Raw genomic sequence first — 21,055 nt, forward strand, 5'->3', positions numbered from 1 at the left:
TGGCTGGCACCAGGCGATCTGGTCCGCGGTCGCGTAGGCCGTGCTCGCGAGCACGATGGAGCGGTCGACCAGCTCCGGCCGGGTCGCCGCCCACTCGATGGCCCGCATGCCGCCCATCGACCCCCCGACCACCGCCGCCAGGCGGCTCACCCCGAGGTGCTCCAGCAGGCGCGCCTCCACCTCCACCTGGTCCCGGATCGTGACGTAGGGAAACCTGCTGCCCCACTCATGCCCGTCCGGGGCGAGGCTCGATGGTCCCGTCGTGCCCTGGCAGCCACCGAGGACGTTGGCAGCGACGACGAACCAGGACCCGGTGTCGATGGGGCGTCCCGGGCCCACGAGTCCCGGCCACCAGCCCGGGGAGGCGTGGCCGTTGCCGGCGTCACCGTCGACGTGGCTGTCGCCGGTGAGGGCGTGCTCGATGAGCACGACGTTGTCGCCGGCGGTGTTGAGCGTGCCCCACGTCTCATAGGCGACCGTGACATCGGGGAGGGAGTCGCCTCGCTCGAGCCGGACGTCGCCGATCTGCGCGAAGCGTCGCGCTCCGACCGGGTCACCGGGCCGCCAGGCGCCGTCGACACGCGGCCGGCTCGCAGGCACGTGGAACCCGTTGTGTCGGGCTTGGGCACGGATCGCGTGCGTCGAGGTGTGATGGCTCTCTGTCATCGTCAAGATCGACTCCCGGTGCTCGCGCTTGCCGACGCCGGTTGTGGCGTGGCCTGGTCCTCACCCGGGGCACCCCACCGCGACGGAGGGTTGCCGACCAGCGAGCCGGGGCTTCGCGCTGGCACTCATGACCTGCCCCCACTCTACGTCACGTGGTCTCGCGAGGCCTCCCCATCGTCCACGGTGTGGACCCGAACGCGGCGGCACGGACGGCCTCCAGTCACCCGCCTGGCGCCTCGAGTGCTCAGGCAGCTGGCATGCGCACCCCATGGTCGAGGCCGAGCCGGATCAAGCCGGCAAGGCGGTGCTCCGGCTCGATGTCCAGCGCCCGGTCGACGCAGAGGCCGGCGCGCGTGCCATCGCCACGGAACCAGGCGTAGGCGGCCGCTATCGCCAGGACGGCCGCGGCGAAGCGCACCGGCGTGACCCGGCACAGCGCCAAGAGGACGTCCTCGACGTCGGACCCCTGGCAGACGACCCCTGCGTCGTCGCCTCGGGCCGGGCCCGGCTCCACATCACCGACGAGCACGCCCAGCTGCGTCAGGAGCCGGCCGTCCATCGCCTCGAGGGGCAGCCAGCCGGGGCAGAGCCAGGCGATCAGGGCGTCGCGGAGGTCCCGGTCGTCGAGGGGTCCGACGAGCGCCGGGACGAGGCGGAGCACGGTGGACGGCGACGCCTCGCCGCGTAACACGGTGCCCCAGGCCGCGAGGCACTCGTCGGTGAGCGCCACCCGCTCGGCTGCCCGAGCGTCCCAGTAACGCTGACGCCACTGCGCGACGGCGGCAGCAGCCTCCTCGTCATGAGCCGCCCGCTCGGGCTGGACGAGCGCCTCGACGGCACGCCGGTCGCCGAGGACGGATCGACCCTGAGCGACGTAACCGGCAATCGCCGGCACGTCGGCGACAGCGGGCAGTGGTGCGCCGTCACTCTCCGAGCGGTCGGCCCCGACGACATGCCAGCGTCCGCCGCGCACCACGACGTCCTCCAGGACGGTGATCCCGGTGAGGCCCAGAGCCGCCCCGAGCGCTTCGGCCAGAGGGCGGGCCTCGCCCGCCACGTCCTCGTAGGACACGAGGACCACGGCCGTCGCACCGTCGCGGACGATCGGCTCGCACAGCTGGGCAGCGGCCTGGGCGGCGTCGGACCAGCCGACGACGTCGACGCGGGCGACGAGGCCGACGGCCTTGTCGCGCAGGCAGATGACGACGACGCTGCGCTCAGGCTGGAACCCGAGGTGGTAGGGAACGATGGTGGCCAGCTCGGCGGGCCCGGAGACGGAGATCTTCTGCATCCCCCGAGACTGGTCGCCGGACGGCCGCCGTGCGAGGGGCTCCGACTGACCTGTGGACGACCGAGGCACGGCCTCGGGGGATGTGGACGACGGTCACCGTTCCAGGCGCCGGCGCACCGTCTCGAGCACGTAAGCAGTCGCGGCGTCGCGAGCCTGCCCCGTGATGCGAGGTCCGACGCCGCTCGCGTGCTGCGCCGGCACAGCGGTCCCTCGACCCGGTCCAGCGAGTGACCGTCCCATGACGTCGCGCCGCTCGGAGCGCGTCGAGTGGCGCACACCCTGTCCCGCTTCCCACGCGAGGAACCGATCGGTCTCCTCGAGCAGCGTCTTGACCGCCCAGGAGATGACCACCGCATCGTCGGCTGCACCGACGATCGGCAGGATCGCCTCCGGCACGAGGTCGACGGGCGACACGATGTAGGCGGCCGCCGCAGCGAGCATCCCGAGCCGCCCTCGCGTCGTCCCGGCGTACTGGCCGGCCAGCGTGGCCCGGACCAGCCGCGGGACGGCCTGGAGCCGCATCGTCAGGCTCGGCGCGCCGGGCCGGGTCGCGGCGCGCAGCACGGACGCCGTCGTGGCCAGGACCTTGAGGTGGGACGCAGCCCGCGCGGCCTTACCGGCCACCGGCTGCTCCCCCGCCCACCTGGGGGACCTCAGCGGCGCCCCCGCGGGGGAACTCGGTCTCGGCCTGGTTCGCGATCCGACTCAGCATGTAGACGTCGACACCGCCGCCGATGACCCCTCCGACCACGGGCACCGCCCGACCCAGCTTGGCGATGACGCCGGAGCCGAGACGGCCGAGGAGGCGGAAGGCGATCGCCTTGTTGAGGACCATGAGCGCCGGCGCCGGCAGGCGCTCGAGTGCGACGGACGTGAGCTTGCCGCCGGCCGCGAACACGCCGGCCTTCTTGAGCAGGTCGTCGCTGTCCGCGCCGACCAGGGTCAGCAGCACGGCCGAGCGGATCTGCGGCTGGTCGATGTCGTAGCCCCGGATCCGGGCGGTCGCCGCCGTCATCCTGGTCGCGAGCAGGTAGAACTCGAGCACGTTGGCGGGCAGCGCGACCGGCATGGTGAAGAATCCGCCGAGACCGGTGACGAAGCCACCGGCCGCGCCGAGCCGGCGATGGTCGCGTTGGATGATCCGGATCGCCTCCTCGGGGTCTCCGCCGGCCTTGGCGAGCGCCTTGTCCGCGACGGTCCGCGCCGACTCGAACGGCCCTCGGCCGTCGATCCCGACATCGAGCAGTCGCTCCAGGAAGCGGGAGGCCGCACCGCTCAGACCGCCCTCGTCGGCCTGTCTGGCCCGCTCCAGCGCACTGCCCGCGTTGCCGCTCCGGGCGGCCTCCTGGACCTGACCGGCAGCGCGGTCGGATGCCTCCTGCGTCTCGTCCTTACCCCATCCGAAGATGCCCACGTGGCTCCTCTCCTCTGAGACTGAAGCGTCTCGTCGATCGACGGCGAACCGGGTGCGACCCCCTGGTGGCCGGACGTCGCTGACGTTACGCGATGCCGGTCCCCGGGGGGCCAGTGGCCCGCCGCCCATCCCTTACCCGTCCCGTCGGTGTCCTCTCCTAGGCTCAGGTCATGAGCGAGCGCATCCTGTCCGCCTCCGCCCAGGACCTGCGGCACTCCCGGACGAGCCTCAAGTGGCGTCTCCATCCGTCGGACGTGCTGCCGCTGTGGGTGGCCGAGATGGACGCCGAGCCGTGCCCGGCCGTCGTGGCGGCGGTCTCGGACGCGATGCGACGCGGCGACACGGGATACGCCTGGACCCACGACTACGTCGATGCCTTCACCGGTTTCGCTGCGGAGCGCTGGGGCTGGCAGGTCGACGGGGGCAGCGCGCGCGTGGTCGCCGACGTGCTCACCGGTATCGCCCGGGTCCTCGAGGTGGTGACGGACCAGGACGCGCCCGTCGTCGTCAGCTCTCCCGTCTACAACGCGTTCTTCACGGTCATCGACGCCGTCGGCCGGGCTCCTCTCGACGCACCGCTCACGCCGGAGGGCCGCCTCGACCCCGGTTCCCTGGCAGCGGCTTTCGAGCAGGCGAGCTCCGGAGGGCGCCGGGCCGCCTATCTGCTGTCCAACCCCCACAACCCCACGGGCACCGTCCACACGAGGGCCGAGCTCGAGATGCTGGCTCGGCTCGCCGCCGATCACGACGTCACGGTCATCGCCGACGAGATCCATGCCGCCCTCGTCTATGCACCGGCCTCCTTCACGCCGTATCTCGCCGTGGAGGGCGGCCAGCGGGGCATCACCGCGACGTCCGCGTCGAAGGCCTGGAACCTCGCCGGCCTCAAGGCCGGGCTCCTCCTGCCGGGTGCGGAGGCCAGGGCCGCCGTGGCGAGCCTGCACCCCTTCGTCACCTACGGCGCGAGCCACCTCGGGGTGATCGCGCAGGCGGCCGCGTGGTCCGAGGGGGGCGCCTGGGTGGATCGGCTCGTCGGGGAGCTCGACGCCAACCGTCGCGTGCTGGACGAGCTCATCCGCGACCGCCTGCCCTCCGTCCGGTTCCGAGTCCCCGAGGCGACGTACCTCGGGTGGCTGGACTGTCGTGACCTCGGCCTGGGCGACGACCCGGCAGTGCACTTCCGGGACCGCGGTCGGGTGGCCCTGACCGCGGGTCCCGCCTTCGGCGCCGGGGGCCGCGGCTTCGCCCGGCTCAACTTCGCGACCTCCCCTGAGATTCTGCGTGAGGCGGTCGACCGGATGGCGCGCTCCCTTGGGTGAGCCGACCAGGGGCCAAGAGCTCGTCGCGCTCGTCGTGGGTCCACAGGGGGCGTATGCCGCTGGGCCAGGTCTCGCGGAGCCCTGGCCTCGCGCCGTGGTGGCCGCTCGGGTCGCCGAGCTGGTCGCGACCCGCGACCCCCGCTGGGTCGTGTGGTCGGCTGCGGACGCGCTTGGGGACGTCGTGGCAGCCGGCGTGGACCTGCCGCGGACCTGGGACCTCGCGGAGGCGCACCGGCTCCTGCACGGCGGGTGGTGGGCGACCCCGGGCCACGTGTGGGCCGGCTGCCGCGGCCTCCCGCCTGCCGACGTTCCGCTCCCCCGTCGTGGCCGCCACGCGGCCTTCGACGGCGACCTGTTCGACGTGGCTGACCAGGCCGTGGAGGACCTGCTGACCGACTCGGGCCACCTGCGCGCCGACGCGCTGACCGGGTGGGCCACCACACCCGAGCGTCTCGCGCGGCTCGCCGACCTGGCGCTGCGGTGCCAGCAGGACCAGGAGGAGGCCATCCGCCGGCGTGGCGCGGCCAGTGCAGACCGCCTGGTCCGGACCGTGTGGTCGGAGTCGGCGGCCGCGGTGCTCTGCCTTGAGCTCGAGCGCGACGGGTTGCCGGTCGACCGTCTGGCCGCCGAGGACCTCATCTCGGCGGCGGCGGGCCCGCGCCCGGACACCGACGCGGAAGCAGCCCGGATCCGCGCCGACCGGGACCGGGTCGTCCTGCGTCACGCCCGCGGCGGCGAGCGGGCCGACCTGCGCAACCCGGCTCAGGTCCGTTCCCTGCTCCAGTCCGTCGGGGTGGACGTGCCCAACACCCGGGCCTGGGTCCTCGAGCCCTACCGGCACACACATCCGCTCGTCGACGCGCTCCTCGCGTGGCGCAAGGACGAACGCATCGCGACGACCTACGGCTACCGGTGGCTCGACGAGCACGTCGGAGACGACGACCGCCTCCGCGGCGGCTGGACGGCGTGCGACGGGGCGGCCGGCCGCATGACCGCCCAGAACGGCCTGCACAACCTGCCCGCCCCGCTCCGGCCGGCGGTCCGCGCCCAGCCCGGCCACGTCTTCGTCCGGGCCGACCTCGGACAGGTGGAGCCCCGGGTCCTGGCCGTCGTCAGCGGGGACGAGGCCTTCGCAGCAGCCACCCGCAGCGACGACCTCTACGCGCCCGTCGCCGAGAAGCTCCGGGTCGAGCGCCCCGTGGCCAAGATCGCCGTGCTCGCCGCCATGTACGGCCAGCGGTCCGGCGCAGCCGGCGAGGCGCTGAAGGACCTCGAACGGGCCTACCCAGTCGCGATGGCCCTGCTCGACCGGGCCTACGCCGACGGTGTCGCACGGCGTCCGCTCCGCACCCACGGCGGGCGACTGATCCGTTTCGGCACCGACTCAGCCGGGGTCGGCGACCCCGCCCGGACCGGGGGTCAGGAGGTCCCGGGGAGCGAGCCCAGCGGCATACGGCCCGATGGTGACGTGGCGGCCGCTGATGCCGCGCGCGGACGCTTCGCCCGCAACGCCGTGATCCAGGGCTCAGCGGCAGAGCTCTTCAAGGCCTGGGCCGCCACGGTCCGCCACGCCGTGCGCCCCCTGGGCGGGCAGATCGTCCTGTGCCTCCACGACGAGCTCCTCGTCCACGTGCCGCGGCCGGCCGCGCCGGACGCGCGACAGGCGGTCGAGGACGCGCTCACCCTCGCGGCGCGAACGTGGGCCGGCACCGACCGGGTGCGCTTCGTCGCCGACACGGCCGTCATCACCCGCTGGAGCGAGGCGAAGGGCTGACCGCGTGCGGCTCAGGCGGTCGGCTCGTCCCCAGCCTCGTCGGCGACGTCCTTGAGGAACGCCTCGAACTCCGCGCCGATCTCGTCGGCCGTCGGCAGGTCGGACAGGTCGGTCGCGAGGAGGCTGCGGCGCTGCCGCCCCTCCAGGAAGGTGTCGTACTGCTGCTCCAGCGCCCGCACGACGGCGGAGATCTCGTCCGACTGCTCCATCTGGCGGGCGATCTCGGCCCGGTCGCGTCCCGCCGCCGCAGCCAGCGACGTGGTGTCGAGGTCGAGCCCCGTCACGGCGATGAGCCGCTGCAGCCCAAGGAGCGCGGCGTCGGCGAACTCGCTCTGGCCGAGGTAGTGCGGCACGTGCACGGCGAACCCGAGCGCGTCGCGCCCCGCCTCGCCAAGGCGCAGCTCGAGCAGGGAGGCGAAGCTGCCGGGGACCTGGACCGTGCCGAACGGCGTCTCGTTGCCCGAGAGGAGGCTCGGGTTGGTGCCGTGCGACGTGAAGCCGAGGGGGCGGGTGTGCGGCACGGCCATGGGGATGCCGTGGACGTTGATCGTCAGGTCGACGTCCAGGGCACGGATGAGCACCATGACGGCCTCGGCCATCCGGGCCCACTGGTAGTCGGGCTCCGGCCCGGCGAGGAGGAGGAAGGGGACCCCCTCCCGGTCGACGACCCGGTGCAGCAGCAGGCTGGGGTCGGCGTAGCTCTCCCAGTGGTCACGATCGAAGACCATGGTCGGCCGGCGCCCGCGGTAGTCGAGCAGCTGGTCCACGTCGAACGACGCGATCACGCGGGACTCGTGCTGCTCCAGCAGGTGCTCCGTGAGCACCCGCTGTGTGTGCCCGGCGTCCACGAAACCGCCAAGGGCCAGGACGAGGACGGAGGCGTGCGTGTCGTCCGGCGACAGCGACGTATCGGTCTCGAACTGGAAGAGCTCGGTGGGGTCTTGCACGGAACGCCCTTTCATCACGACGGTACAGAGAGTCAAACGTGGCCGTCGGCACCATGATTCCCGGCCGCTCCCGGCACACGGCCGGCCCCCCTCAGGGGACGAGCCTGGCGATCGCCTTGAGGACACGCTGCGGCGAGACGGTGTAGGCCGTGCCGAGCGACTGGGCGAAGAGCGATACCCGCAGCTCCTCGATCATCCAGCCGATCTCGAGGACCTCGGCTGCCTCGCGCTGGCTCGGGCGCAGCGCCTGGAGGAGGTCGGCGTAGCGGGCCTCCACCAGATCCACCTGGTCGAGGGCCTGTGCGTCGCGCGCCGGGTTGGCGCGCCCCTTGTCCAGGCGGTGCTCCACGGCGCGCAGGTAGCGGTCGAGGTCGCGGAGCCGGGCGATGCCCGTGTCGGCGACGAAACCGGGCCGGATCAGCTCCTTCACCTGCGCGCGCACGTCGGCCAGCATCGGGCGGATCGCCGGGCTCGACGACCGGTCGAGCTCGGCCAGGCGGTTGGTGATGGTCAGGTGGCGAGCCAGGATCGGCTCCACGAGCCCGACCACCTGCACCACCCGCGCCGTCGTGTGCGTGCGGACGGCGGACAGGGCCCACTCGAAGTCCTCGCGGGTGCGGATGCCGCTGCCAGCTGCGCCGCTCGCAGCGGGGACCACCTCCGCGCTGATCGCGTCGACGGCGGCGGCGAGGCAGTCGTCGAGCAGGGCCGGGACGCTGCCGTGCGGGTTGTGTCCGAGGGCGAGCTTCTGGGTGTTCGTGAGCCGGGCGAGAATCTGTTTCCACGGCGGTGAGATGCCGAGCAGCAGGAGTCGGCGCACCCCCAGCCGATGCTCTGCCTCGGCCTCCGCCTGAGTCGGCAGGACCCTGAGATCGACGGCGGCTCCGGTGTCCACGAGCGCCGGGTAGCCCTGCACCCCGGCCCCGCTCTCGAACGTGTCCGGCACCCGGTCGAGGTCCCACGTCGTCAGGCCCGTGCGCTCCACGCTCGTGCTCGCGGCCCGGACCCGGCGGCGCAGCTGGGGCGTCGCCGCCTCGCGCACCAGCTCGAGGTCCTTGCCCGTGGCGACCGGCTCACCGTTCGGCGCGTCCACGCTGAAGGTGACCTTCAGGTGGGGCGGAACGCGCTCCCAGTCGAAGTCGTCCGGGCTGACCGCAACGCCCGCCCGCCGACGCAGCGCGGTCGCGAGCGCGTCGACGAGTCGACCGTGCGCCGGGTCGAGCTCGCCGAGCACGGCCTTGGCGTGATCCGGTGCCGGCACGAGATGGCGCCGCGTCGCCTTGGGCAGCGAGCGGATCAGTGCCGTCACCAGCTCCTCCCGGAAACCGCGGACCTGCCAGTCGAAGCCGTCGGCAGTCACCCGGTTGAGCCGGTCGACCGGCACGTGCACGGTGGCCCCGTCGAGATCGGACCCGGGTTCGAAGCGGTAGGTGACGTCGAGGGCCAGATCACCCTGGCGCCAGGTCGTCGGGTAGTCCTCCACCTCCAGCGGAGCCGAGCCGTCCCGCAGCAGGAGGTCCTCGGTGAAGGTGAGCAGGTCCGGCGTCTGGCGGCGGGCCTTCTTCCACCAGGTGTCGAAGTGGCGACCGGAGACCACCTCGGCCGGAATCCGCTTGTCGTAGAAGGCGATCAGGACGCTGTCGTCAACGGAGATGTCGCGGCGTCGGGTCCGCGCCTCCAGCTGTCCGATGCGCTCGAGCAGCTCGGCGTTGTCACGCAGGAAGCGGTGCTCGGTGGGCCAGTCACCCTCGATCAGCGCGTGCCGGATGAAGAGGTCGCGGGCCAGCTCGGGATCGACCTTGGCCAGGCCGATGGTCCGGCCGACGACGAGCGGGACGCCATAGAGCGTCACCCGTTCCGTGGCGACAGCCGAGCCTCGGCGCCCCGACCACCTCGGCTCGGAGTACTGCCGCTTGACCAGGTGCGCGCCGAGCTCCTCCGCCCACACGGGGTCGATCCGCGCGTTGATCCGGGCCCAGAGTCGGGTCGTCTCGACGAGCTCCTCGGCCATGACGAACTGCGGCTGCTTGCGAAACAACGCGGAGCCCGGGCTGATCCCGAAGCGGGCCCCTCTGGCGCCGAGGTACTCCCGGCGCTGCTCATCGCGAACTCCGACGTGGGAGAGGAGACCGGCCAGCAGGGACTGGTGGATCGCATCGGCGTCCACCTCCCCCTCACCGGTGCGCACGGTGCCCCGCGACACGTCGAGCCCCGCCTGCTTGGCCGCCTGCTTCAGCTGGGCGTGCAGGTCCTGCCACTCACGCACCCGCAGGTAGTGGAGGAACTCTGCCTTGCACATCCGGCGGAAGGCGCTCGAGCTGAGATCGCGCTGCTGCTCCTTGAGGTAGGCCCAGAGCCGCAGCCAGGAGAGGAAGTCACTCGTCTCGTCGGCGAAGCGCTTGTGCGACGCGTTGGCCAGCTCCTGCTTGTCCTGGGGCCGCTCGCGCGGGTCCTGGATCGACAGGGCCGCGACGATGACGAGCACCTCACGCAGGACGCCCCGGCGGTCCCCCTCGATCACCATGCGGGCATGGCGCGGATCGATCGGGAGCGTCGCGATCGTCCGGCCGTATGCCGTGAGGCGGCGTCCCGGACGTCGCCGGCGTTGCGGGGTCGGCGGGGTCTCGTCCCCGGGTGCGAAGGCCTGCAGCTCCTCGAGGAGCCGGACGCCGTCAGCGATCTGTCGGCTGTCCGGGGCGTCGACGAACGGGAAGCGCGCGATGTCCCCCAGGCCCAGCGAGGTCATCTGGAGGATGACGGACGCCAGGTTGGTCCGCAGGATCTCGGGGTCGGTGAACTCCGGGCGGGAGAGGTAGTCGTCCTCGGAGTAGAGCCGGATGGCGATGCCCTCGGACACGCGTCCGCAGCGGCCGGACCGTTGGTTGGCCGACGCCTGGGAGATCGCCTCGATCGGGAGCCGTTGGACCTTCGTCCGCTGGCTGTAGCGAGAGATGCGGGCCGTGCCCGTGTCGATGACGTAGCGGATGCCGGGCACGGTGAGCGAGGTCTCGGCGACGTTGGTGGCCAGGATGATCCGACGCCCCGTGTGTGGCTGGAAGACCCGGTGCTGCTCGGCAGCGGACAGCCGTGCGTAGAGCGGGACGACCTCGGTGACCGGGAGCCTCATCCCGTTGAGCGCATCGGCGGCGTCGCGGATCTCGCGCTCCCCCGAGAGGAAGACGAGGATGTCGGAGCTGCTGCCGGAATGGCGCTCGGTCCAGAGCTCCTCGACCGCCTCGCAGATGCCGGTGATCATGTCGCGCTCGTCGTCGTCGGGCCGGTCGGGGTCGACGAGGGGGCGGTAGCGGATCTCCACCGGATACGTACGGCCGGAGACCTCGATGATCGGTGCCGGAGTCCCGTCGGCAGCCGCAAAGTGCCGGGCGAACCGCTCCGGGTCGATCGTCGCCGAGGTGATGATCACCTTGAGGTCCGGCCGACGCGGGAGCAGCTGCTTGAGGTAGCCGAGGATGAAGTCGATGTTGAGGCTGCGCTCGTGCGCCTCATCGATGATGATCGTGTCGTAGCGCCGCAGCTCGCGGTCACGCTGCAGCTCGGCGAGCAGGATGCCGTCGGTCATCACCTTGACGAGGGTGTCCCGGCTCGACTGGTCAGTGAAGCGGACCTGATAGCCCACCGTGGTGCCCAGCTCGACGCGCAGTTCCTCGGAGAGCCGCTCGGCGACCGCGCGCGCCGCGATGCGCCGGGGCTGGGTGTGGCCGATGACGCCATCGAGCCCGCGCCCCAGCTCGAGGCAGATCTTCGGCAGCTGCGTCGTCTTGCCGGACCCCGTCTCGCCGGCGATGACGACGACCTGGTGGTCCCGGATCGCCGCCGCGATGTCGTCCCTCCGGTCGACGACGGGCAGCTGCTCCGGATACGTGATGGGCGGGACCAACCCCGCCCGAGCGGCCCGGCGGGCAGCGAGCGCGTCCGGGCTCAGCGGCATACGGCCCCCTGAACGCAGCGATGCCCCGGCGCCCGGCGCGCGTCGACGCCCGCCGCCGCCCCGACGACCTGCCCGGACCGGCCCGGTGCGGCGGTCCGCGGGGGCGGCAGGATGGTCATCGGGCATGGGCGACAGGATAAGCGCCGGGCGGGGCCGGTCCGAACTCGTTTCCGGTGGAACCACCCGGCGACACGTAGGGTCTGACCCGGTGGGACACCTCGCGGAAGGGGCGACGATGGACCCGAGGCCGGCGGCACCGGACCCGCACCACGATCGACACGTCGCGTTCCCCGAGGAGACCCCGGTTGCGTCGTCGCTGCCGCCCACGGCGTGGGCGCCGGCACCCCACCTGCCCCCTCTGCCGCCACCCACGACGCCGACGCCTCCCCGGCACCGGCCGCGGGGCCGAGCAGCCTGGTTGGTCCTGGCCGCCTTCTTCGCCCTGCCCGTCATGGGTAACGTCGCCTTCAGCGACGGCCCCGACAGCATGACGAACGCCGGATCGGTCGAGTGGCACGCTCCCCCTCCCGACTGGGGCGAGGACGACACGACCCAGATCAAGGACGTGACCTACGTGGAGGACGGCATGGTCGCCGGCATCCAGCCAGGTCTCGAGGCACAGGCCGTCCCCCCGGGAGCCACGTCGTTCCGCGTCGAGGTGGCCGGGGACGACGACTACGCGACGATGGTCGTCCTGGCGAAGGCCGACGACAGCCTCGTCCCCGGGACACCGCTACCGTTCGCGGTCGACGTGCTCATGGAGGAGCCCGGTGCGCTCCTGTCCGTGGTCGCCCGCGGAGCGTCAGGCGCGGCCGAGCTCCAGTGCCGGGTCTACGCCGACGGAGTGCTCGTCGCGGTGCGCTCCGGCACGGGCTCGGCCGAGTGCCTGCTGCCGCGCTGAGCACGCACCTAGACGTCGGCGTCCGACGTGGCCTCTGCGCCCGCTCGACGGTTGTTGATCGCGACGCGCAACGCCATGGCCTTCTCGAAGGCGGTGTGCCAGAACCGGCTCAGCACCAGCTCTCGCTCGCCGACCATCTCGACCACGTCGGCTCCGGCGCCGAGCTTGAAGAGCAGCAGACCGATCAGCGGCGACGTGGCGCCCAGCGACGTGTTGAAACCGCGCAGGTCGTAGGCGGAGCAACCCGCCTCGATCGCGTCCTGGATCGCCTGCCACTGCAGGGCGTTGCTCGCCCGGGCCTCACGGTTGCGACCGGTCGACCCGCCGTACAGATAGGAGAAGGTGTCGCCGACGCGCACCATCAAGGCCGAGGCCAGGACGTCGCCGTCGATGTGCGCCTCGTAGATGCATCCGGTGACCCCCTCGCCAGCATCGGAGAACGACCGCACCATCTGCTCGAAGTAGGACTTCGCCCGGGGCACGAAGTGGTCGCGCTCGCCGGTCTCGACGTAGAGCTCGTGGAAGCGGTCCACACCCTCGAGACCGACGGACCGGACCTCGACACCCGCCTTGTCGGCCTTCTTGATGTTGCGCCGCCACTGCTGGTTCATCGCCTTGAGCGCAGCCGCGCTGTCGCGACCCTCGAGGTCGATGACACAGAGATAGCGCGGCTGACCCACGGCGGCGGTGTTCCCCCACCCGATCGGTCGCCAGTCGCCGCGGTCGAGCCACGCCTCCAGCCGGCGCGCGACCGGGTTGTCCACCGTCGGGGGCAGGGCGGTGAAGGACATGAGACCGCCCTCGCTGATCTGCTTCTTGACGATGTCCGGCTCCCAGGACCGCGACACGACCGGGAAACCGAGCCGCAGCGCGAAGGCACCCGAGGACCGGGCCCAGGCCACGAGGGGCTCCAGCCACGCGGCCGGGTCCCCGGCTACAGCGGCCCACGGCAGGGCCGGGCCCTCCGGAAGGTACGCGAAGGAGCGTCGCACGCGCGGGAGCGCCCGCGAGAGCACGAGACCGGCGCCGACGCGCGCCCCCGAGGCGTCGAACCAGCCGAGGTGCACCGCCGTCCAGTCCGGCTTGGTGCGGGCCCACTCCGGGGTCTGCAGGAAGCTGCCGTGCAGCTCCAGCACGGTGGCGCGCGCCTCGTCTGCCGTGACGGGCCGGACCGTGAACGGGCCGACCGGCACGGTCGCCGGTGTGTCGCCGCCGCGGCCGGAGGGTGTCGCCTGGCTGCTCGGGGTGGTCGGTGCGATGGGGGCCTCGTCCATGCCGGTCACCCTATCGGCGCGGAGCGAAGCCGCCGGCTGCGCCGGATCCAGAGGAGCCCGAGCACGGGCAGCACGAGGGGCACGTAGCCGTAGCCCTGCCCGAAGTGCGACCACACGGTCTTGTCGGGGAACCAGTCCGGTGCGGCATACGACAGCGCGCCGACGAGCAGGACGCCCACGAGCTCGATGACGATGGCCACCGACGCGACGCGCACCCAGAGCCGGTCACCGCGGGCGAGGCCGACGGTGGCGACCACGTAGATCAGGGCTGCGAGGGCGGAGAGGAGGTAGGAGACCGGGGCCCGGTCGAAGTACTCGACGATCTGCAGGACGCTGCGCCCGGTGGCAGCCAGGGCGAGCAGCCCGTAGAGCGCCACCACGAGGCGCCCGGGACCGCGCCCGGTGTGGGTGTGGTGGTCACTCTGGTGACCCGTGTGGGGGTCCACGGGGACGGCTTCAGGCATTGAGGGCCCAGATCTGCTGGATGCGCGCCAGGAGCACGGCCACGACGACCGCTCCTCCGAGCACCACGGCCATCGCCCACTGCGTCTTCTCCTTGATGGCGATGAAGATCGCGGCGGGAAGGATGACGAGCACCGTGAAGAGGTAGGCCACGAACGTGGCCCGCTCCGAACCGTCGACGATGGCTCCGGACTGCGAGATGCCGTAGACCAGCTGCACGAGCAGGCCCAGCTCGATCCCCGCGCCGATGAGGATCAGCGGGTCGTCCACGAGCCGCCGGCGGACGAGGTGGTGGGCGGCCACGAGGCCGAGCACCCCGGAGGCAACGAGGAGCGACACGGTCAGGGGGGCGAGCACGCGGGAATCCTACGGTCTGGGCCCCAGCAGCACGAACCCGCGCCCCGGGCCGTAGATTTTTGCCTGTCCGGTCCATCGACGAAAGGCCGTCCCGTGGTCGTGAACCGCCCGATCGCCCTCGACCGTGCCGCTGGCGTGCTGCTCGGTGGGGCCTGCGGGGACGCGCTCGGAGTCCCCTACGAGATGGCGGCACCCCCCGTCGGCGAGGCCGTCATGAAAGGCGGTGGACTCGGCCCCTACGACCCGGGCGAGTGGAGCGACGACACGCAGATGACGTTGTGCGTCGCAGGGGCAGCGGCTCGCGGACTCGATCTCACGGCGGCCGACGGTCTGGACGCCGTCGCCGAGGCTTTCGCCGGATGGCTCGTCGGCGGGGCAACCGACGTCGGGGCCCAGACCCGAACGGTGCTCGTCGACGCGGACCAGCTCGAGGGCCGTCCGCACGAGCGCCTCACCGCCGCGAGCCGGGCCCTGCATGAGCGGACCGGCCTGACTGCGGGAAACGGCGCCCTGATGCGGACCTCCGTCGTCGGCATCTGGAAGGTCACCGACCGCGAGGCGACCGCTCGTGCCGCACGCGCCGTCGCCGAGCTCACCCACGCCGACCCCCTCGCGGCGGACTCGTCGATCCTCTGGTCCGAGGCCATCCGAGTCGCAGTCAACGAAGGACGGCTCGACCTGACGTCCGGGCTCGACCTCGTCAGCCAGGCACACCGGTCCCACTGGTCCGGCTGGATCGAGGAGGCGACCGGCGAGGAGCCGGCGCGCTTCGTCAACAACGGCTACACCGTCACGGCGCTCCAGGCGGCCTGGGCGGCCATCACGACGACGGACCGGGGCGACCGGTCCCCGATGCACCTCCAGCGTGGCCTCCAGGCCGCGGTACGCGCCGGTCACGACACCGACACCGTGGCTGCCATTGCCGGTTCGCTGCTCGGCGCCCGCTATGGCGCCTCGGCGGTGCCGACCCAGTGGCGCCGCATGGTCCACGGCTGGCCCGGCTACCGGGCGCATGACCTCGTCGAGATCGCCGTCTCGACGTGGTCCGGCGGGCGGAGGGCCGGCACGTGGCCCTCCGTCGCGACGATGGCAGACCCCACGATCGCGCCCCTGGCCCTGCCCCACCCCATCGACCCGGACATCGTCCTGGGCACCATCAGCGACCTGTCGCAGACGAAGCAGCTCGGGGTCCAGGCGGTCGTGTCCCTCTGCCCCCTGGGCCTGGAGGACATCCCCGCGGAGGGAGTGCCCCCTCGCGACCATCTCGAGGCCTGGCTCGACGAGGACGACTCCGATGAGTCCAACCCGCACCTCGACTTCGTGCTCGACGACGTGTCGTCGGCCCTGCGCCAGTTCCGCGCCGAGGGCAAGCGCGTCCTGGTGCACTGCCGTGACGCAACGCGACGCACCCCGGCCGTCGCCCTTCGGTACGCCGTGGACCTCGGGGTCGCCCCGGAGCTGGCCGAGCGGTCGATCCGGCAGGCGATGCCGGGGATCCGGGCCTCGGGTCGGCTCTGGGACGTCGCGGCCCACGGGGCCTGACAGCCCACGGGACCTGACAGCCCACGGGACCTGTCCACCACGGGACCTGTCCACCAGCCCGCGGGCCCGCGGCGAGAGCGCTCGACGCGGCCGGCCGGCACATACATCAGCGACCGCCCCCAGGGAGAAGGGCGGTCGCTGTGCGCCGGCCCCGTCGGGCCGGATCCTGTCGGTTACCGCAGGATGCCGTTGCCGACCTTGCGGCCCCACCACTTGCCGACGCCCCAGGTGTCGCCCGCGTAGGTGGCTGCGACGACGATCAGGGCAACGGCCTCGACCCAGTGGGAGTCGGTGATCGGGTTGGTGGCGCGCTCCGCGTAGAGCGGGAACTGCGCGAGGTACATGAAGAAGAGGAGGAGTGAGCCGGTCCAGGCGGCGATCTTGAGGCCCGCGCCCGCGAGGAGCGCGACGCCGATGCCGAGCAGGCCGAACATGAACAGCCAGTCGGACCACGTGCCGGCGATGTTGGCGAAGAACTGACCGAACGGGTTGTCGCCCTCCGCGCCGCCCTTCATGAAGCCTTGAGCCGGCGTGCCGCCGTTGATCCAGGCCTTCTCGGAGGCCGTGGCGAAGCCGAGGCCGAACAGCTTGTCGACGAACGCCCAGATGAAGGTCCAGCCCATGACGAACCTGAGGACGGCGAGGGCCCGACGCGCCCAGACCGAGCGGACGATCTCCTCCTGGTAGGTGACGATTCCGTCTGCTGGGTGCCGCGTGTCGATGTCGTGGACCCGACTGACTTCGTTGTGGTGGATGGTGGCCATGGATCTCATCTCCAGCTTGAGTAGGTGATCCGGCAGGGCCTTTGCTGTCGGTACTACAGAGTGTAGTAGTCAGTCGCGCAGGCGCCCCAACAACGGGCAGTGTGATCTGCGAGTCACTCATCTGCCAGGACCGGAACCGGCCAAGACCGGAACCGGCCAAGACCAGAACCGCCAGAGGCGGTCGACAGGAGGGCGAACGGCCGAGAGAGCAGGACGTCGACCCTCAGGCACTCGGGCGGGCGAGAGTCAGCGGACCCCGGCCCGGATCATCCGGGGCACCTCGAACTCGCCGGGGTACTCGGCCAGCTCGCGCACCAGGTCGGCCAGCGCGTCGATCGACCGGGACACGGCGCTGTAGGAGCCGTCGAGCCGGATCGGCCGGCACAGGATGCGGGTGCCGGCGTTGCGGATGACGATCTCGTTCTCCGGCGCCCGGTCGGTGTTGCAGTGCACGAGAAGGCCAGTCGGCAGGCCCATCGCCGATGTGTAGGCCACGAGGTTGAGGTAGTCGCGCGAGGCGAGGTAGCCGTCCGCGCCCATCGAGTAGGACGCATCGCCGACGATGACGACGTCGCTGCCCCGCCGCACGATGAGGTCCGGGGCCATGGTGAGGGCCCGGCCCTCGTCGAGCCAGACGTCCTCGTCCGCGTCGATGCGCAGCTCCGGCGCGAGCCGGTGGTCGAGCTCCTGCACGATCCAGCGGCGGAACAGGTCGTCCATGTCGACCATGAGGCTGTGCGCGAGCTGGTCCCCCGCCTCGTGGCTGAGTGACATCGCCTGCAGCACGAGGCGCGACAGGCGCATGGCGTCCGCGTAGTGCTCGTTGAGCCGGGTGATCGGCACCGGCACGGCGTGCTTGGTCGCCGGCGTGTCGGCCACCCCGTCGAACCGGCCCAGCACCCGCAGCGCCTCACGACGAACCTCCGGCGCGAGCTGCGGCCACGACAGCATCGCCATCAGCGTGCAGCGGAAGAGCTGGTTCTCGGCGATGTCCGAGGTGAAGTCGTCGTAGCGGCACTGCGGCTCGGCGGCCGACCAGGGACGCCGCGCGAACTCCTCGACGAGCAGGCGCCCGCGGATCGTGCGCAGATTCTCCTCGCGACCGACATAGCCGTGGACCAGCCCGCGCATCGTGGCCGCGTCGATGAGCCGGATCGCGAAGTAGGCGACGCCGTCGACGAGTTCGTCGGTGTCGGACCAGGTGACCTGCTCGTGCTCGAACTGCTCTGGGGAGACGCCCGCGCTGAGCATCGCGAAGAAGTTGGCGACCGAGACGCGCGGCATGACGCGCACGACCAGTCCGGGCACGGCCAGCGCGCCCACCCAGCTCGTCGCGCCGATCGTCACCACGTCGGGGTCGGCGGTGGCGTGGATGACGAGCCGCTCCCCCGCCGCCGCCACGAGGGCGGCGCGGGTCTCCCGGTCGAGCCGGACAGGTCCGGACCGACCGTGCTCCGCGATGGGAGGGAGCTCGATGGTCACGACGTTGGCGGCCGCTGCGGGCCGGACGGGATCGCGAGGTCGAACTGGCCGTAGCGGGCCCGGACGTTCTCCCACCGGAACTGGGCCAGCTCGTGCTCGCGGCCGTAGAGCTGGTCCTCGATGAAGGGATAGACGTTGTAGTCCCAGATCCGGCGCAGGGTCGACTCGTCGCCGTCGAGGCCCGGCCGCATGAAGTAGGAGTGGCCGATCTGCAGGTGGGGTCCCCGCAGGGCCCGGCGCAGGTCCTCGTTGACCCGGTCGACGAGGTCGGCCACCCAGACCGGGCCGTCATGGACCTCGAGCCAACGGCGCAGCAGGCCCTCCATGGGTCCGTCGTGCGGCATGAACGGCACGAAGTCGAACCGCCGCCGCAGCGCGGCGTCGACGAGGGCGATCGAGCGGTCGGCGGTGTTCATGGTGCCGATGAAGTAGAGGTTGGGCGGCAGCTCGAACCCCTCGTCGGGGCGGTAGGAGGTCTTGACCGAGTGCGACCGGTACTCGAGCAGGAAGAGCAGCTCCCCGAAGACCCGGGGCAGGTTCGCCCGGTTGATCTCGTCGATGATCATGATGTGGGGGGTCAGGGGGTCCGCCTCGGCGGCCTCCGCCAGCAGCGCCAGCGGGCCCTTGCGCAGCTCGTAGACCATCTGCCCCTGGTGGTCGATCTGGGGCCGGAACCCTTCGAAGAAGTCCTCGTAGGAGCTGCTGGGGTGGAACTGGACGATGTCCCGCTTGGCCGGGTCCGGCTGCAGCGCCTGGGCGAACCGCTGGGCGAGGTAGGTCTTGCCGGTGCCGGGAGGGCCGTAGAAGATGACCTGCTTCTTCTCCTCGAGCAGCGAACGGATCTCGCGGAGGAACTCCTCACCGATGAGCAGCTCCTTGGCTGCCTCGCCGAGGGCGTCATGGTCCGGCATGAGTGCCTTGTCGGACCGGCGCATGAGCCAGTAGGCCAGCTGGGCCTGACCCCACGGGTCGTCGGGCAGGAGCGGGTCGAGGACCTGGCGCAGCAGCGCGTTGGTCTCGACGTGCATCCGGCCGCGGGACTTGCCCTCGGTCCAGCGGGCGGGCCCGCCGAGCCGGGCGAGCATCGCGATCTTGCCCGACTCGCCCGCCAGGGTGAAGAGGGGCAGCCAGTGCTCGGGGTGGGCGATCGCGAAGAGCTTCATGATGACGCTCTCGCTGAAGCCCTGAACCGGCAGGTCGTCGGTGCCGAGCACGGAGTTGATCCGCTCCTCGTCGCGGCCCTCCCCCCAGAGCAGCTCGCGGACCATCAGGCGCAGCTCGTCGATCCCGGCGGCGTCGAGCGCGTTGATCGAGCTGATCAGGACCGACTGCGCGCCGATGTCGCCGTAGCCGCGGGTGGAGACGACGCGCTTGAAGGTCGGCAGGTCGAAGGTCTCGAGGCCTTCCTTGGACAGGGCGGCGGAGAAGACGCGCCGTTGCTCCTGGTGCCAGGCGTCGCGCTCGTTGGGATAGGGCCGCTCCGCCTTGAAGATCTCGACCTCGGACTCGAGGTCGGCCATGCTGGTCAGCTCGAGGCTCGGGTCCTCGGGGCCGCCGCGCTGGCTCGACGAGATGAAGCGGAGCAGCGGCGTCAGGGCGCGCGCCGTGGTGGCGATGTCGTCGGCGAAGTCGGCCCGGCCGAGGGCCGTGTCGTCCTTCCACCACTTGCCGACGAAGGTCTCACCACCGGGGTAGTCGCGGCCGACGGGCTCGATCAGGCCCTCGGCGGCGGGCCTGCCGTCGTCGTGGACCCGGAGGAAGGTGACGCCGCGGGGCAGGTGGCCCTGGAGGAGCGCACCGACCTCGCGGTGCTGGTCGTCGCTCTCACCCTCCCAGCCGCCGTGCAGGCCGAAGGCGACCCCCGCTGGCGTCACCCAGAGCCGGAAGCCGGGTGCGCCGGCGCCCCCGACGAGGATCCACGAGGCGTAGAGGTCGGCACGGTAGGGCGAGTCGTCAACAGCGTGCTGCTGCAGCGCGAGCGTCGGGGCCTCGAGGTAGAGCCCGGTCTCCGCCGAGAGCCGCTCGATGAGGCTGTCGGAGATGTGATCGGCCTCGCCACGCAGCTGCCGGGCGAGGTCGGCGGCGCGCTCCTGGTGCTTGTCGTTGGCGTAGCCGGTCGTCGGGCGGTACTCGGCCGCGAGCTCGGCAGCCTCGACGCAGACGTCGATGACCTTCGGGGCGACCCCGACGAAGGCCTGCGTCTCCTTGAACCACCAGAGGATGCGGGAGGCGTAGCGCGGGTCGTCGGGCCGGAGGGCGGAGCAGAGCGCCGCGAAGGCGACGTACCGCTCCGCGTGGGAGAGGCCGCGCTCGAGCCAGCCGAGCCGCTGGAGCATGTGCGGCGCGTTCTCCCACATGACCGGCCACTCGCCGCCGTCGTCGGTCGACCAGAAGAGGGACAGGACGTAGGCGGTGTGGGCGGGGCTGGGGCTGCGCTGCCCGCGTGAGCCGGAACGAGCCAGGAAGGCATCGACGGCGTGGAGCTTGTCCGCCGCGTCCGAGGGTGAGGCGGGAGTCTGCAGGGCGCCGGTCAGCAGCTCCACGACCTCGGCGCGCTCGTCCTCGCTGCGCCGCACCAACGCGGCGACCCACGGGCCACCGACGGGGCCGAAACCGACGTACGGGCCGTCCTTGCGGGCCCAGTGGCCGAGGGACTCCTTGAAGGCCATGAGGTCGCCTGAGGCGACGAGGTCCGCGAGAATCTCTCGCAGCTCGCCGTTGCGCGCCGTGCGCTCCGCGTCCATCTCCGCGAACAGTGCCTTGGCGTCCTGGTCGGCCTCGGCTGCTCGCTCGATGAGCGTGTACTTCGCGCGCCAACGCTTGACGTCGACGCTGTCAGTACGTGTCATGGTGCTCCCTCGTACGCCCCCGGGGGCGGGGCGTTCTTACTGCTGCAGACGTGGAGGTACGTGC

At 72.0% G+C, this 21,055-nt stretch carries 16 protein-coding genes and 1 riboswitch; of the genes, 4 read left to right on the plus strand and 12 right to left on the minus strand.

Translation table 11 applies throughout. The features are described from left to right. The 4 genes from OO014_RS09660 to OO014_RS09675 form a co-directional block, all read right to left on the minus strand. Positions 1 to 666, minus strand: a 666-nt coding sequence (locus tag OO014_RS09660) for an alpha/beta fold hydrolase (RefSeq protein WP_272462098.1), incomplete at its 3' end; no start/stop codon positions are given. Positions 667 to 685: 19 nt separating this feature from the next. Next, positions 686 to 799, minus strand: a riboswitch (SAM riboswitch). Positions 800 to 910: 111 nt separating this feature from the next. Further along, positions 911 to 1,957 (minus strand): DUF4192 domain-containing protein, encoded by a 1,047-nt coding sequence (locus tag OO014_RS09665; RefSeq protein WP_272462099.1) that lies wholly within the window; start codon positions 1,955 to 1,957, stop codon positions 911 to 913. A gap of 93 nt (positions 1,958 to 2,050) precedes the next feature. After that, positions 2,051 to 2,581 (minus strand): YkvA family protein, encoded by a 531-nt coding sequence (locus OO014_RS09670; protein WP_272462100.1) that lies wholly within the window; start codon positions 2,579 to 2,581, stop codon positions 2,051 to 2,053. Then, positions 2,571 to 3,371, minus strand: a complete 801-nt coding sequence (locus OO014_RS09675) for an EcsC family protein (protein ID WP_272462101.1) — start codon at positions 3,369 to 3,371, stop codon at positions 2,571 to 2,573. Before OO014_RS09675 ends, OO014_RS09670 begins: the two co-directional genes overlap by 11 nt. A gap of 170 nt (positions 3,372 to 3,541) precedes the next feature. On the opposite strand from OO014_RS09675, the gene OO014_RS09680 reads away from it, so the two are divergent. Further along, positions 3,542 to 4,690, plus strand: coding sequence for a MalY/PatB family protein (locus OO014_RS09680; RefSeq protein ID WP_272462102.1), 1,149 nt, complete (start codon positions 3,542 to 3,544; stop codon positions 4,688 to 4,690). Next, positions 4,683 to 6,464 carry a DNA polymerase gene (locus tag OO014_RS09685; protein ID WP_420485495.1) on the plus strand — a complete coding sequence of 594 codons (1,782 nt, stop codon included), beginning with the start codon at positions 4,683 to 4,685 and terminating at the stop codon, positions 6,462 to 6,464. Before OO014_RS09680 ends, OO014_RS09685 begins: the two co-directional genes overlap by 8 nt. A gap of 11 nt (positions 6,465 to 6,475) precedes the next feature. Here OO014_RS09685 and OO014_RS09690 read toward each other — a convergent pair whose 3' ends face one another. Then, on the minus strand, positions 6,476 to 7,411 hold the full coding sequence (locus OO014_RS09690; RefSeq protein ID WP_272462103.1) for a PAC2 family protein: 936 nt from the start codon (positions 7,409 to 7,411) through the stop codon (positions 6,476 to 6,478). Positions 7,412 to 7,502: 91 nt separating this feature from the next. Next, positions 7,503 to 11,486, minus strand: a complete 3,984-nt coding sequence (gene hrpA / locus OO014_RS09695) for an ATP-dependent RNA helicase HrpA (protein ID WP_272462104.1) — start codon at positions 11,484 to 11,486, stop codon at positions 7,503 to 7,505. Between the two features lie 109 nt (positions 11,487 to 11,595). Here hrpA and OO014_RS09700 point away from each other — a divergent pair, with 109 nt between their 5' ends. Beyond that, entirely contained in the window at positions 11,596 to 12,261 is a 666-nt protein-coding gene (locus OO014_RS09700) for a hypothetical protein (protein ID WP_272462105.1), read from the plus strand. Positions 12,262 to 12,269: 8 nt separating this feature from the next. Here the strand turns inward: OO014_RS09700 and OO014_RS09705 are convergent, their stop codons facing one another. From OO014_RS09705 to OO014_RS09715, 3 genes are read right to left on the minus strand one after another with little or no spacing between them, the layout of a single operon-like run. Then, positions 12,270 to 13,535, minus strand: a complete 1,266-nt coding sequence (locus OO014_RS09705; RefSeq protein WP_272462106.1) for a lipid II:glycine glycyltransferase FemX — start codon at positions 13,533 to 13,535, stop codon at positions 12,270 to 12,272. Positions 13,536 to 13,540: 5 nt separating this feature from the next. Beyond that, positions 13,541 to 13,999 (minus strand): hypothetical protein, encoded by a 459-nt coding sequence (locus OO014_RS09710; protein WP_420485496.1) that lies wholly within the window; start codon positions 13,997 to 13,999, stop codon positions 13,541 to 13,543. Continuing rightward, positions 13,992 to 14,354, minus strand: a complete 363-nt coding sequence (locus OO014_RS09715) for a hypothetical protein (RefSeq protein ID WP_272462108.1) — start codon at positions 14,352 to 14,354, stop codon at positions 13,992 to 13,994. The genes OO014_RS09710 and OO014_RS09715 overlap by 8 nt, the downstream gene beginning before the upstream one ends. Before the next feature lie 93 nt (positions 14,355 to 14,447). Here OO014_RS09715 and OO014_RS09720 point away from each other — a divergent pair, with 93 nt between their 5' ends. Beyond that, positions 14,448 to 15,896, plus strand: a complete 1,449-nt coding sequence (locus tag OO014_RS09720; protein ID WP_272462109.1) for an ADP-ribosylglycohydrolase family protein — start codon at positions 14,448 to 14,450, stop codon at positions 15,894 to 15,896. A 173-nt stretch (positions 15,897 to 16,069) separates the two neighbouring features. Here the strand turns inward: OO014_RS09720 and OO014_RS09725 are convergent, their stop codons facing one another. From OO014_RS09725 to OO014_RS09735, 3 genes are all read right to left on the minus strand, one after another. Continuing rightward, positions 16,070 to 16,660, minus strand: a complete 591-nt coding sequence (locus tag OO014_RS09725; RefSeq protein WP_272462110.1) for a DoxX family protein — start codon at positions 16,658 to 16,660, stop codon at positions 16,070 to 16,072. A gap of 246 nt (positions 16,661 to 16,906) precedes the next feature. Then, complete coding sequence (locus OO014_RS09730) at positions 16,907 to 18,142, minus strand: McrC family protein (RefSeq protein WP_272462111.1); 1,236 nt, start codon at positions 18,140 to 18,142, stop codon at positions 16,907 to 16,909. Then, positions 18,139 to 20,991 carry an McrB family protein gene (locus OO014_RS09735; protein ID WP_272462112.1) on the minus strand — a complete coding sequence of 951 codons (2,853 nt, stop codon included), beginning with the start codon at positions 20,989 to 20,991 and terminating at the stop codon, positions 18,139 to 18,141. Before OO014_RS09735 ends, OO014_RS09730 begins: the two co-directional genes overlap by 4 nt. Between the last annotated feature and the right edge of the window lie 64 nt (positions 20,992 to 21,055).

The sequence above is a fragment of the Intrasporangium calvum genome (assembly GCF_028446585.1).
Lineage (GTDB): Bacteria > Actinomycetota > Actinomycetes > Actinomycetales > Dermatophilaceae > Intrasporangium > Intrasporangium calvum_A.

What these genes read in the sequence shown, in the direction of transcription:
- OO014_RS09725 (WP_272462110.1), bottom strand. Translation starts at nt 16,660, where the DNA reads ATGGCCACCATCCACCACAACGAAGTCAGTCGGGTCCACGACATCGAC.
- OO014_RS09735 (WP_272462112.1), bottom strand. Translation starts at nt 20,991, where the DNA reads ATGACACGTACTGACAGCGTCGACGTCAAGCGTTGGCGCGCGAAGTAC.
- OO014_RS09680 (WP_272462102.1), top strand. Translation starts at nt 3,542, where the DNA reads ATGAGCGAGCGCATCCTGTCCGCCTCCGCCCAGGACCTGCGGCACTCC.
- hrpA (WP_272462104.1), bottom strand. Translation starts at nt 11,486, where the DNA reads ATGCCCGATGACCATCCTGCCGCCCCCGCGGACCGCCGCACCGGGCCG.
- OO014_RS09705 (WP_272462106.1), bottom strand. Translation starts at nt 13,535, where the DNA reads ATGGACGAGGCCCCCATCGCACCGACCACCCCGAGCAGCCAGGCGACA.
- OO014_RS09665 (WP_272462099.1), bottom strand. Translation starts at nt 1,957, where the DNA reads ATGCAGAAGATCTCCGTCTCCGGGCCCGCCGAGCTGGCCACCATCGTT.
- OO014_RS09700 (WP_272462105.1), top strand. Translation starts at nt 11,596, where the DNA reads ATGGACCCGAGGCCGGCGGCACCGGACCCGCACCACGATCGACACGTC.
- OO014_RS09710 (WP_420485496.1), bottom strand. Translation starts at nt 13,999, where the DNA reads ATGCCTGAAGCCGTCCCCGTGGACCCCCACACGGGTCACCAGAGTGAC.